Source organism: Imperialibacter sp. (genome assembly GCF_040222385.1).
Taxonomy (GTDB): domain Bacteria; phylum Bacteroidota; class Bacteroidia; order Cytophagales; family Cyclobacteriaceae; genus Imperialibacter.
This window is the reverse complement of record NZ_JAVKDF010000039.1, coordinates 218,308-230,965: the sequence shown is the minus strand read 5'-3', so window position 1 is coordinate 230,965 and position 12,658 is coordinate 218,308. Positions and strand designations below refer to the sequence as shown.

Below are 12,658 nucleotides of genomic sequence, written 5' to 3'. Positions count from 1 at the left end.
AATGACTACCCCAGCACTTTCGAACCAGCGACTCGTATCTCTTGATGTCATGAGAGGTCTGATCATGATTTTGTTGGCAGGCGAGGCTTGTCGGGTGTGGGACTCCATCCACGAACTAAGCCCAGAGAGTTTTTTTGGAAGTTATGTCATGATCCAGTTTTTCCACCACCCCTGGAATGGCCTCCGCTTCTGGGACTTGATACAACCGGCCTTCATGACCATGGCAGGCACGGCCATGTATCTTTCCTATTTACAGAAAGAAAAGAAGGGCATTAGCTGGGAAGACAATTGGAAGCACATACTTATCAGGTGCCTCAAGTTGCTGATAGCAGGCACAGCACTGCATTGTGTGTACAGCGGCAAACTGGTTTGGGAGCTTTGGAATGTGCTGACACAACTGTCGGTAACCACACTTATTGCTTACCTGATCATTCGGAAATCATTTGCATTCCAATTCGCAGTTTCAATTGGATTGCTGATGCTCACAGAACTTATGTATCGTTTCATTTTAATGCCCGGCTTCGACCAACCATTCGTTGATCAGCACAACTTTGGCAACTACATGGACATGGTGCTGATGGGCAAAATCAACGGGGGAGGCTGGGTCACCATCAACTTTATTCCTACTGCAGCGCACACCATCTGGGGAGTGTTAATCGGCAAATGGCTAATGGAGGACAAGCCATCGTCGGCGAAGCTAAAATGGCTATCAATAGCTGGAGTCGGCTTTTTGGTTGTCGGGTTTGCGATGGATTTAGCTGGTATCACTCCTATCATCAAGAGAATCGCCACCAGCTCTTTCACTATTGCATCGGCTGGCTGGGTAATTCTTTTGGTGGCACTTCTATTTTGGTGGGTCGATATCAGAAAAAAACAACGAGGGGTACTAATAGCCACAGTAGTGGGAATGAACTCCATATTCATATACCTGTTTTTCGAAACTGTTGGCCACCAATGGTTCAATAAGACCCTGGCGGTCTTCGCTGGCGGCTTCACCGGTTTGCTCGGCGCAGGTGAACATTGGCAAGCCTTATTTGCGGCTTTGGCGGCCTGGGTCTTCACCTGGTATCTGTGCTATTGGCTGTATCAAAGGAAGATTTTCTTTAAGCTGTAGTTATGAAGGTGAAAAATTACCTCTTGCAGTTTCATATCTACCTGGGACTTTTTTGCACACCTTACCTGCTTATTTTCGCCCTGTCCTCTCTCAGTTTTAACCATGTCTCATTAAAAGAGGAGTTTACCCCGGTCAAATCCGAGCGTATAGCCATCACCCTAAATGAGGACAGCTTTGATAGCCCTCGAGCGCTAGGTGAGGCACTTCGAGACTCTCTGCACCTCATGGGCTGGTTCATTCCGTGGGAGTCTCACATAGACTCCTCAAGCTTTCTCGTGAATGTGCGCAATCTCGGCAGGGATTTCCGAATGACCGGCACCTGGGGCATCCCGGAAATTGAGTTTACCACTAATTCCACAAGGTTCATATCGATGCTAAAGGGACTTCATGGCCTTCATGAAGAAATCCCAGGAGCACCCTGGTGGATCAACGGCTGGTGGCTTTATCAGGACTTAACAGTTTATTCCCTGCTCTTTTGGGCACTGAGTGGCATCTACCTTTGGTGGGTCAGCAAATCGAGGTCGAAGTCTTCGGCGTTTTGGCTCATCGGAAGTTTTACTATGTCGGTTCTACTAATGATCTATTTATGGCTCGCCGGGTAAACCTCTATCAACTTATCAGGCAGATCCATATGTATGCTGCCTTCATCACCATCACGTTTCTGGTGATGTATTTTGTCACGGGCTACCTCATGAACAACCCGCAATGGTTTGATCAGGAGAAGCCTGCGCCTGAAATCAAGACCATTTCCATGAAAAAGCCAGACGTGAGCAATGAGGAGCTGTACAAACAACTAAAAAATAAACTGGAAATAAGCGGCCGCTTCCACAATTCCTGGACAAACAAAGGCACCACTTACTACGAATACCAAAGCATGCTGCGGCAATCGATCGTTTACTTTGACAGCACCCATACCACAGCAACCGTCAAAGTATCTGACAGAAACACTATGGGAAGCATCACGGCTTACCATAGGCTGCACAAATATGGTGGTCCGCCTGCCTACAGCTTGTATATCCTGCTGATGGATCTCGCCAGCCTGGCTCTGCTCATATTCGTACTAACTGGCCTGTACATGTGGCTGAGCTTCGTAAAATACAGATGGCTGGGTGTGGGCTTCCTTGTTGCCGGCCTCGCCTACTCAATATGGGTTTGGTTAACCTTCATCCTTTACTAATTTCGACGGAATCCAAGGCTATGCATCCTATTCAACTAACTTGCCCAACAATATGATCCACTTATGTCGCAAGAAAAGAAAATAGGGCTCTGGACTTCTACTTCCCTCGTTGTTGGCAATATGATAGGCTCGGGTATTTTCTTCCTGCCTGTAGCCCTGGCTGCCTATGGGGCTATCAGCCTGCTTGGGTGGGTGGTTTCATCCGTTGGTGCACTTTTTCTTGCCCTCGTTTTTGTTAGGCTCAGTCGGCGGTTTCCTAATGAGGATGGCGGGCCCTACACTTATGCCACTAAAGGACTGGGACATTTTGCCGGCTTCATCTCATCATGGGGCTACCAAATCTCCATACTGGCGACCAATGCAGCTATAGTGGTGGCCTTCGTTAGCTATTTGTCCGTGCTCATCCCTCAACTAGCCGAAAACTCCGGCTACTCCCTGGCAGTGAGCCTGGCCGTGGTATGGCTACTCACCTGGGTAAATACACTTGGCATAAAAGAAGCTGGCTATGTGCAACTAACCACTACTGTATTAAAGCTTGCTCCCTTATTATTGGTAACTATTGCCGGGTTGTTCTATGTCGATTTTGGCAATTTTCGTCCTTTCAATATTAGTGAAGTAAGTAATTTCAGCGCAGTCACCGCCACCGCCACTATCACTCTTTTTGCTTTCATGGGGCTGGAAGTAGCAACTATCCCCGGAAAAAGCATCCGGAACCCGGAGACCACAGTTCCAAAAGCCACCATGCTTGGCACGTTGATTACCACCGGGGTTTATATTTTGAGCTCGGTTGCCCTCATGGGAATGATCCACCCCTCCGAACTTCAGCATTCCAACGCCCCGTTCGCCGATGCCGCAGGGTTGATTTGGGGAGATACCGGCCGTTACCTTATCACCATTGGTGCCCTGATATCCACTTTTGGAGCGCTGAACGGATGGATTCTGCTCCAGGGACAAACGCCCTATGCTGCAGCAAAAAATGGCGATTTCCCCAGAGTATTTGCCAAAGTAAATAAAAACGGCACGCCGGCGTTTGGCCTCATCATCGGAAGTGTCATTGTTTCAATATTGTTGGTAATGAACTACTCCCGGGGAATGGCCGGTGCCTTTGAGTTCCTCATCCTGTTAACAGCCACTACCGTCCTTGTACCATATCTTTTCTCGGCAGCGTCTTTTTTGATTGTCAACCGAAACCAGAATATTCCCCCGGCAAAACGGCTTTGGGATATTTGCTTGGGTCTGCTCGCATTTGGTTACGGAATGTGGGCGATGATCGGCGCAGGCCAGGAGAGCATTGCCTGGGGTTTTGTATCACTGCTGCTCGGCATACCGCTGTATGTTTTCGGAAAAACTAAACCAACTAGACTGACTTCGAACGAATGAAATATTTAAACGTCGCCTTAAGCATCACGGGCCTACTGCTTATTTTCGGAGTAGCTGCCAAATCGCAGCCTTTGAAGGTGAGCGACAACAAACGCTTTTTAGTAAAGGAAGACGGCTCGCCGTTCTTTTACCTGGCAGACACCGGATGGGAGCTGTTTCACAGACTTGACCGAAACGAGGCTGACTACTACCTAAAAAACAGAGCCAGCAAGGGATTTACGGCTATTCAGGCTGTAATTCTCAGTGAGATAAACGGGCTGACGGTGCCCAACGCTGAAGGAAATCTTCCACTCGTTGATTTCGATCCTTCGCAACCCAACGAAAAGTACTTTGAGCTAGTGGATCATGTCGTGCAAAAAGCTGAAGAGTTCGGTTTGTATATGGCACTCCTTCCTACCTGGGGAGCCCATGCAGAGGATCAACCCCACCCTTTGTTTGACAATAAAATGATCTTCACGGAATCCAACGCACGAACCTACGGTGAGTTTTTAGGGAAAAGGTATAAAGACCAGTGGAATGTGTTATGGATACTAGGCGGCGATAGGGTTCCAACCGACAAGGAAAATATTTGGAATGCTATGGCAGAGGGATTGAAGAAAGGAGCTGGCAATGCCCACCTCATCAGCTATCACCCATCTGGCCAGCAAACCAGTTCAGAATGGTTTCAAAAAACCAACTGGCTGGACTTCAACATCCTGCAGTCGGGGCACCAGCGTTTTTCCGACAATGTGTACACCAGGGTGGCAAACGACTACAACCTCACCCCGCCCAAGCCTGTACTCAACGGTGAACCAGCCTATGAAGACATCAACGAGTGGTTCAATCCAGCCAACCCCCGCTACAACGATTACGAGATAAGAAAATATGCTTACTGGTCAGTCTTTGCAGGAGCCTTTGGACACACCTATGGAAACAATAATATCTGGCAAATGTACACAGCTGACGTAAGCCCGATTATTTATGCCAACATGCCCTGGAATGAAGCGCTTGAGCAACCCGGAGCAAGCCAGATGAAGCACCTTAGAAACCTGATGGAATCACGCCCATTTTTGACCCGAATTCCAGATCAGTCGTTGATTAACCAGGAAAATTATGAATATGCCTCCGATCACATGCAAGCTACAAGAAACGGCCAACCAGGAAAGAAAGACGCTACTTACATAATGGCGTACTTGCCTATGAGTCGGGATGTCTCTATCAAAACGGATGCAATCGCCGGAGGAAATTTGTTCGTGTGGTGGTATAGCCCCGTTACCGGAGAAGCGATACCCTATGGAAAAGTAAAAAACACAGGAGTGTTCAAGATATCTACCTGGAACGTTTTCATAAAAGAGAATCAACCTGGGCCTGACTGGGTCATTGTGATTGATGATGCCGACAAAAAATACCCAGCGCCTGGCAAAAAATAAACAATATGAGCCAAACAACCCATTCAGAATTCGGCAAACTCACGAAGCTGGTCATCAAACCATCTTCTCAAGCATTTATCAGTGAGGAAAAAGTCGCCAGAGAATGGCAGGCATTAAACTATCTGCAAAAGCCGGACTTTGCTCTTGCCAACGAAGAATATGAGAAGTTTGAAAGAATGCTGAAAGCCACTGGCGTCCAACTCCTTCACCTTCCTGAAAACGAAGAGCTGTCCATCGATTCCCTCTACTGTCGGGATGCCTCTGTGTCCACCGACTTTGGAATGATCATTTGCCGGATGGGCAAAGAAGCCCGTGCCAGGGAGCCTGAAGCACAAAAAAGATTCTTTGCAGACAACGAAATAACCATTATGGGAGAAATCGTTGCCCCAGGCACGCTGGAAGGTGGGGACGTGGCCTGGCTCGACAACAAAACCCTGGCCGTTGGCCACACCTACCGAACCAACCTGGAAGGCATTGCTCAGCTAAAAGCCCTGCTTGAACCAAAAGGTGTGGAGGTGATAGTAGCCGAACTGCCGCATTACAGAGGGCCTTCCGACGTATTTCACCTGATGTCGATATTGAGCCCGGTTAATAAGGACCTGGCGGTTGTGTATTCGCCATTGATGCCTATTGCGTTCCGAAATCTGCTTTTAGAAAGGGGCTTTAAGTTAGTGGAAGTGCCGGAAGAAGAGTTTGACTCCATGGGCTGCAATGTGCTGGCTCTGGCTCCCCGTCGATGCCTGATGGTGGAGGGAAATCCAATAACAGAGAAAAGGCTCAGAGATGCTGGCTGCGAAGTAATCACCTACAAAGGTCAGGAAATCAGCGTAAAGGGCGGTGGCGGGCCTACTTGTTTGACAAGGCCTATTTTCAGAGGAGTTTAGCAAGGCGTACTACCTGTCATTAGCCACGAACAATCCTTTGGTCAAGGCTTAGTGGAAGAATCCTTGCATCAATCATATCAAAATCTCCCGACATTGGATTGATTAAAAAATTTAGAGAGCTTTTGTCCACAACTGATGGCACGCCGAAACACAGCAAACCACTAGCTAATAGTTGGCTACCAAACTCCTCTGAAACACTCCCGTGAGGAATGGCATCCCATCCTTCAGGCAAATCGTTGGCTGCATACTTTTTAACCATCGCATCAGGGCAATCAAGCTCCATCACCGAGTATAAGACATAGCGCTCCGAGGAAAAGAGCTCAGTATCTACCGTGAGCCTTTCCAGCAAGGCAGATGAAACAGAGCTGCTACCATATAGCGCTGGAAAGCCCTGTCGATTCCACCGTCCCCCGTAAATCTTGGCACCCTGCCCTGACAAATCACAAAATTCAGTCCTGGCAATTCTATAAATTGTCATATAGCAATGCCGTGCTGAACTCGCATTATCTCATTTTTGAGCAGATCAACTCCTTCTGATACATCTATGAGGTCAATAGGCTTTATATTTCCCAGGCTAAAAAGTGGCCTTTCCATCCATCGCCGGAAGCCCTCCTGGCCAAAATAAGAAATGCCACTGGCGTAAAGAGTAGCCAGTTCATACATTTTTTCAGATTGCACTATATCGAAAACATCCTTTCTTTGAAGTGTTTTTGAAGAGACCGACAAAGCCCTTGCCATATTTTCGTAATCGAGACCTGTCACTTGCTTCAGCCTGTCAAAAGAACCTTTGCTCAATCCCTTCCTGAAGGTAGCAACTCTCTGAAGTGGCTCCATAAGTTGATCATTAGCTAAGCCCAGAATAGCTCCGGGAGAAAATTTACCCGGCAGGGCATAGTATGCGAGAGCAGCTTCACGCACTTCCATTGGCTTGTCATCTTTGAGCTCGTATCCTGGCTTTTTCATATTCGGGTAATTTGTCCACTAATATAACGTATTTTGTCCTAAAATTGTTCATTTCTCTACCTTTAATTACAACAGCCTCTCAACCCAGCTTCAATAATCTCTTTAATGATCCCTTCATTATTTCATAACGCCCCGGTTGTAATAAAACCGTTGTGAAGAAGCATTTTTGATTATATTAAGGACTGAATTAAATGTGATATCTCTAATTATACTCAAATGCCCCACAAAAAAATAACACCCCCAGCTTCAGGAAGCACTTCTAGAAGAACGTTTATGAAAAATGCGGCTATCGCAGGTGCTGCGTTCACCATAGTACCACGATACGTAATAGGCGGCAAAGGATACCTTGCCCCAAGTGACAAACTGCTCGTAGCAGGCATCGGTGCCGGCGGCAAAGGCACAAGCGACATCGCCAATTTTGCAAAAAGTGGCAAGGCCGAAATCGCCTTCCTTTGTGACGTAGATGACAGGAGAGCGGAGACTTCACGAAAGAACTTCCCCAAAGCAAAATACTATAAAGACTACAGAGAGATGCTCGACAAGGAAGGCAAGAACTTCGATGCAGTGTCGGTATCAACTCCTGACCACCAGCACGCAGTTCAGGCGCTTGCCGCCATGCAAATGGGCAAGCACGTGTACGTGCAAAAGCCATTGACCCATGATATTTATGAAGCCAGAATGCTTACCCAGGCGGCAGAAAAATACAAAGTGGTGACACAAATGGGGAACCAGGGCGCCTCTGGTGATGGCGTACGTCAAATGAGAGAATGGTATGATGCAGGCATTATTGGTGATGTAACTGAAGTATTTTGCTGGACAAACCGTCCGGTGTGGCCGCAAGGCATTCCATGGCCAACGCAAAGCGCTCCGATACCAAAAGAACTCGACTGGGAATTATGGCTCGGCACTGCACCGAAAAAAGATTACGTAGATAAACTGGTGCCCTTCAACTGGCGTGGCTGGTGGGACTACGGCACTGGTGCCCTTGGCGACATGGCTTGCCATATTATTGAACCTCCTTTCCGCACGCTTGGGCTTGGTTATCCAAGCTCTGTAGAGTGCAGTGTGGGTAGCGTATATGTAGACGAGTTTAAGAGAGGCTACTTCCCCGATAGCTGTCCTCCTTCCTCTCACGTCATCATGAATTTCCCCGGCCCAGGAGGAAAACCAGACGTTAAGTTCCATTGGATGGATGGCGGCATCCAGCCTGAAAGACCTAAAGAGCTTGGCCCTAATGAGATGATGGGGGATGGCGGCAACGGAGTCATCATGGTCGGCAGCAAAGGCAAAATGATGTGCAGCACCTATGGCAGAGACCCTAAGTTGCTTCCAACTTCAAGAACGAACGAGGTAAAAGTGCCGCAAACACTTGCCAGAGTCCCTGGTGGATCCGACACAGGCCACTACTTCCAGTGGGTGGAGGCTTGTATCGCAGGGTATGGCAAAATGGAAGTGAGCTCACCGTTTGATATTGCAGGCCCTATGACAGAGAGTATCCTGATGGGTAACCTGGCCATAAGAAGCTATGATATTCAGAAGAAGAGACCAGGTGGCAGAGACGACCAGTTCGATTACCCGGGCCGCTTCATCAAACTCATGTGGGATGGCCCCAACATGAAAATCACTAACTTCGATGATGCCAACCAGTTTGTTCGCAGAGACTACCGTGATGGCTGGAAAATGCAGGGATTGTAACCTACTCTAAATCATATATTGACGAAGTCACTGTCGCAAGGCAGTGACTTTTTTTTACTCAACAATTCAGCTCATTTTTGAAGAAAAAAAGGCTACGAGAAAGCTCTGATTTGCTAAATTTGACAATACCCTAATGAAAAATACGTTTGCTATGAAAAACCTTACACATTTAGTTATATGCGTCCTCCTTACTCCAGCAGGTATTTTCGCTCAAACTACCAGGGAGGTAACCGACAATCAGTTGATAAAACTTTACGCTGGCCTGCGGGTTGCCGACGTTTCCGATGGCATGGACATGTTGGGCATGCCAGATGTAGGACTGATGGACCCAAAAATAGCCCCTCTTTGGAAAGACATTGAAGGGTTCAAACACCAATTCGTTGGCATCGCCTTTACGGTAAGGTATGTTCCTACTACAAGACGTCCGCATCCTGGCAATGTGAGCCGTGACGACTATAAACATTGGAGAGATATGTGGTATACCAACGTGTCGGCAGAGCCATTTATTAAAGACATAAAAGAAGGCCATGTGATAGTGATAGATAATGCCAATGATGGTGATACCGGATCGACCGGATCGAACAACAGCATGATTTGGAAATCGAAAGGCGCAATCGGCATTGTTTCGGCAGGCGGTGTCAGAGATACGGACGAAGTGATAAAACAAGGCATCCCTGTTTACATGAACTACGAAAAGAGAGGACGAGGTATCCGCCCGGGACGGAATGAGCTTGACTCTTATAACGAGCCAGTCGTTGTTGGCGGTGTTTACATCAGGCCGGGTGATGTGATTGTAGCTGATGGAGATGGTGTAATAGTCGTTCCAAGGGATATCGCTATTGACGTAGCTGATGCGGCCAGAGAAGAATTGCTGATCGATAAAGAACAAAGGAGAAAACTCTACAAAGAACTTGGCATCCCTTACGATTTCACCGTGGAAAATAAATAGTAACAACATTTATTAACCCGTAGTGAGGAAGAGTTGTTCATTTGATAAGCCTTCGGCGATTGGGCAATATTCTGTAATATTATCCAATAATAGATTGTAGCTATGAAATCATTCTCGCCCATCGTGTTCCTCATGTTACTTTTTGTTGCTACCTCACTACAAGGCCAGGTTTCCAAAACAGAGACACGCCTTACAAAATACATCGACCAACACAACAACGAGGCCCTTCAGCTACTTGAGGAAATCATTAACATCAACAGCGGTACGATGAATTTCGATGGTGTGAAAGCCGTTGCCGACGTACTCATGCCCAAGTTCAAAGCCCTTGGCATGGAAGTAGAATGGAAAGACGGAAGTGCCTGGAACAGGGCAGGTCATCTGGTAGCCAAAACTACGGCAGGAAAAGGAAAGAAAATTCTACTCATCGGCCATCTCGACACGGTATTTGAATTGGAAAGCCCATTTCAAAAATACAAAGTACTGAACGATACCACGGCCAGTGGTCCCGGCATTGCTGACATGAAGGGTGGCGATATTATCATTCTCCAGGCCTTGTCTGCACTGCACGATGCCGGTTTATTGAAGGATATGAGCATCACTGTGGTAATGACGGGTGATGAGGAACTGAGTGGCGATCCGCTGTCTCTTTCAAAGCAAGAATTGGTAGAAGCAGCTAAGTGGGCTGACATCGCTCTTGGTTTTGAAAATGGGGACGGCAATCCAGGCACAGCGAATGTTGCCCGCAGAAGCTCATCAGGTTGGACGCTAAAAGTAACAGGCAATGCCGCCCATTCTTCTCAGGTGTTCAAACCTGAGGTAGGTGCTGGGGCCATTTATGAAACCGCCAGAATTCTGACAGGGTTTTACGAAGCGCTAAGCACAGAAGAGTACCTCACTTTCAATCCGGGAATGATTCTTGGCGGCACCAACGTCGCCTACGAGGAATCTATAGACGGAGGAAGAGCTACCGGCAAAAGCAACGTGGTAGCCAAGGATGCCGTGGTAACAGGTGATATTCGCACCATTTCACCTGAGCAACTTCAGCGCACTCAAAAAACCATGACAGAGATTGTGGCGAAACACCTGCCCAAGACCAATGCTACCATCAGTTTTGATGAAGGCTACCCACCCTTTGCCCCTACCGAAGGCAACTATGAGTTATTGAAACAACTCAGCAAAGTAAGCACCGATCTGGGTTTTATGACTGTGGAGCCGGTCAACCCGAGCAATGCCGGAGCGGCAGATATTTCGTTTACATCTCCGTATATTAAAATGGGCCTTGATGGTCTGGGTATGGGCGGCAAAAATGACCACACTGTGAATGAAACAGGGAATTTAAAGACATTGCCGATGCAGACGAAAAGAGCTGCGATCCTGCTCTACAGGTTAACCAGATAACCCGTTGATGATGGTTTAGCATCCATTCTGTCTTGGTCGGGACTTTTAATTAATAGTATTTTTTGAAACTTATCGGCTATTTACCAAGTTATCAACATCATGAGAAATACTCTTGCCAAATCATCACTACTTATAGCTGTATTAGGCTTCTATTCCTGCGATGCCCAAAAATCAAAAAATGACGGTGGCGCAAGGCAGGTTGAATTAAAGGCTCCTGCCGGAAAAGCCATCGCTGCTTTTGCAGAAGGCTGCTTCTGGTGTTCAGAACATATCTTTGAGGCAGTAGTGGGTGTCGACTCGGCAGTATCAGGCTATGCAGGCGGCCATACCAAAAACCCAACCTACGAGCTGGTGAATACTGAAACAACCGGCCATGCCGAGACAGTATTGGTTTACTACGACCCGTCCAAAATAAACTACGAAGAGCTGACCAAAGTATTCTTTACGTCGCAGGATCCAACTACCAAAGACCGCCAGGGTCCTGACGTCGGCAATTCATACCGCTCCATTTTGTTCTATATGACACCGGAGGAGAAAGCCATTGCAGAAAAATCGCTAAAGACCTTCGACAACTCAGGCATGTTCAGCAAGCCCATTGTGTCTGAAATCATGGAGCTGAAAGCTTTCTACAGAGCAGAGGAATATCACCAGGATTATATCGAGCACAATCCGGGCAGTGGTTATGTGCGGGGAGTATCAATTCCCAGGTACGAGAAGTTTAAACGCACTTACAAAGGGAAGTTAAAATAGCCCCTGGGCTGCCAAACACAAAACGAAAAAAGCCCCGGGTTCGAATAACCCGTGCTCCCTTCAGACGACTTGGAACTGCTAAACGAAAATAATCTGCGTGCCATCTTCGTCGGCTCTATTGTAAAAATCACCGACAGTTAACACGTCATCCAGTTCATCCCAAAGATCTTTTTTCTCCAGGTGGAACATTTCCATGGCTAGTTTGCAGGCAAACACTTTTCCGCCAGACGCCTTATAGATTTCCAGGAATTCGCTCACAGGAGGAATATCCAGCTTGTCCATTTCTTTACGCATCATTGTACTGGCCAGTGTCTCCATACCAGGCAGCCCACCTATCATAGTAGGTATGTGCAACCCGGGGTTGCCCACGGTGGCCACATGCAAATGATCCATCTTATCTTTTTGCAACATTTCCAGCCCAAAGAATGTGCAGAAAATCTCTGACTCGATACCTTCCATCCTTGCGCCGTTGGCCAGGATAAGGGCAGCATACACAGAATCGATAGTTGCCTTAGAATTGATGATCATTATCTTCCTCAGCTTCTTTTCCTTTTTTGCCGGGGCTTTTACGGGTGCTTCTACAGTTTCCATGGTTCAGATTTTTAAGTGATTAAATACAGCTTGCTGGCTTGGGAATACCGGCTATACGGGAGGCTTTTTTTAATGGCCCTTCCGGAAACAGAGCGTAGAACTCTTTGATATCTACCACTCCTGATTTACCGATTCTGCGAATAGACAACGCTGTGCCATTCTCCTGTTCCTTCCTCAAATAATTGAGTACTTCAAAATGACGATCGGTCAACTCAATATCCTCTTCAAGAGCAATACCACGTGCTATTTCTTTATCCCACTGGTTCATATCCAGCAAATAACCTTGCTCATTAACTTCTACGGGACGGTTTGCAATTACAGCTTCCATGATCATTTTTGGTTTTATGA

Annotated in this window: 14 protein-coding genes; 10 read left to right on the top strand and 4 right to left on the bottom strand. The window is 47.1% G+C overall.

Translation table 11 applies throughout. The features are described 5' to 3' along the window. Position 1: 1 nt before the first annotated feature. The 6 genes from RIG68_RS20690 (at position 2) to RIG68_RS20665 (ending at position 5,964) form a co-directional block, all read left to right on the top strand. A complete protein-coding gene (locus tag RIG68_RS20690; RefSeq protein ID WP_350126663.1) occupies positions 2–1,114 on the top strand; it encodes an acyltransferase family protein in 1,113 nt (370 codons plus the stop codon). 2 nt (positions 1,115–1,116) lie between these two features. Continuing rightward, positions 1,117–1,716 carry a hypothetical protein gene (locus tag RIG68_RS20685; protein WP_350126661.1) on the top strand — a complete coding sequence of 200 codons (600 nt, stop codon included), beginning with the start codon at positions 1,117–1,119 and terminating at the stop codon, positions 1,714–1,716. Beyond that, complete coding sequence (locus RIG68_RS20680) at positions 1,701–2,291, top strand: PepSY-associated TM helix domain-containing protein (RefSeq protein ID WP_350126659.1); 591 nt, start codon at positions 1,701–1,703, stop codon at positions 2,289–2,291. Before RIG68_RS20685 ends, RIG68_RS20680 begins: the two co-directional genes overlap by 16 nt. 63 nt (positions 2,292–2,354) lie before the next feature. After that, positions 2,355–3,671 carry an amino acid permease gene (locus RIG68_RS20675; protein WP_350126656.1) on the top strand — a complete coding sequence of 439 codons (1,317 nt, stop codon included), beginning with the start codon at positions 2,355–2,357 and terminating at the stop codon, positions 3,669–3,671. Continuing rightward, complete coding sequence (locus tag RIG68_RS20670) at positions 3,668–5,080, top strand: glycoside hydrolase family 140 protein (RefSeq protein ID WP_350126653.1); 1,413 nt, start codon at positions 3,668–3,670, stop codon at positions 5,078–5,080. The genes RIG68_RS20675 and RIG68_RS20670 overlap by 4 nt, the downstream gene beginning before the upstream one ends. Positions 5,081–5,085: 5 nt before the next feature. Further along, positions 5,086–5,964, top strand: a complete 879-nt coding sequence (locus RIG68_RS20665) for a dimethylarginine dimethylaminohydrolase family protein (RefSeq protein ID WP_350126650.1) — start codon at positions 5,086–5,088, stop codon at positions 5,962–5,964. A 19-nt stretch (positions 5,965–5,983) separates the two neighbouring features. Here RIG68_RS20665 and RIG68_RS20660 read toward each other — a convergent pair whose 3' ends face one another. After that, on the bottom strand, positions 5,984–6,442 hold the full coding sequence (locus RIG68_RS20660) for an RES family NAD+ phosphorylase (RefSeq protein ID WP_350126647.1): 459 nt from the start codon (positions 6,440–6,442) through the stop codon (positions 5,984–5,986). Continuing rightward, complete coding sequence (locus RIG68_RS20655; RefSeq protein ID WP_350075130.1) at positions 6,439–6,927, bottom strand: Xre family toxin-antitoxin system antitoxin; 489 nt, start codon at positions 6,925–6,927, stop codon at positions 6,439–6,441. The genes RIG68_RS20660 and RIG68_RS20655 overlap by 4 nt, the downstream gene beginning before the upstream one ends. Positions 6,928–7,143: 216 nt before the next feature. Here RIG68_RS20655 and RIG68_RS20650 point away from each other — a divergent pair, with 216 nt between their 5' ends. The 4 genes from RIG68_RS20650 to msrA all read left to right on the top strand — a co-directional run bounded on the left by RIG68_RS20650 (position 7,144) and on the right by msrA (position 11,719). Then, positions 7,144–8,622 carry a Gfo/Idh/MocA family protein gene (locus RIG68_RS20650; protein ID WP_350126644.1) on the top strand — a complete coding sequence of 493 codons (1,479 nt, stop codon included), beginning with the start codon at positions 7,144–7,146 and terminating at the stop codon, positions 8,620–8,622. A 151-nt stretch (positions 8,623–8,773) separates the two neighbouring features. Next, entirely contained in the window at positions 8,774–9,571 is a 798-nt protein-coding gene (locus RIG68_RS20645) for an RraA family protein (RefSeq protein ID WP_151999852.1), read from the top strand. 102 nt (positions 9,572–9,673) lie between these two features. Continuing rightward, a complete protein-coding gene (locus RIG68_RS20640) occupies positions 9,674–10,969 on the top strand; it encodes a M20/M25/M40 family metallo-hydrolase (protein ID WP_350126641.1) in 1,296 nt (431 codons plus the stop codon). A 99-nt stretch (positions 10,970–11,068) separates the two neighbouring features. Next, positions 11,069–11,719 carry a peptide-methionine (S)-S-oxide reductase MsrA gene (gene msrA, locus RIG68_RS20635; protein ID WP_350126638.1) on the top strand — a complete coding sequence of 217 codons (651 nt, stop codon included), beginning with the start codon at positions 11,069–11,071 and terminating at the stop codon, positions 11,717–11,719. A 78-nt stretch (positions 11,720–11,797) separates the two neighbouring features. Here the strand turns inward: msrA and RIG68_RS20630 are convergent, their stop codons facing one another. Continuing rightward, positions 11,798–12,310: a DsrE/DsrF/DrsH-like family protein gene (locus tag RIG68_RS20630; RefSeq protein ID WP_350075138.1), complete on the bottom strand. Its 513-nt coding sequence runs from the start codon at positions 12,308–12,310 to the stop codon at positions 11,798–11,800. Between the two features lie 19 nt (positions 12,311–12,329). After that, the gene (locus tag RIG68_RS20625) at positions 12,330–12,638 is read right to left on the bottom strand and encodes a TusE/DsrC/DsvC family sulfur relay protein (RefSeq protein WP_350075140.1); all 309 of its coding nucleotides are present in this window, start codon (positions 12,636–12,638) and stop codon (positions 12,330–12,332) included. Positions 12,639–12,658: the final 20 nt, after the last annotated feature.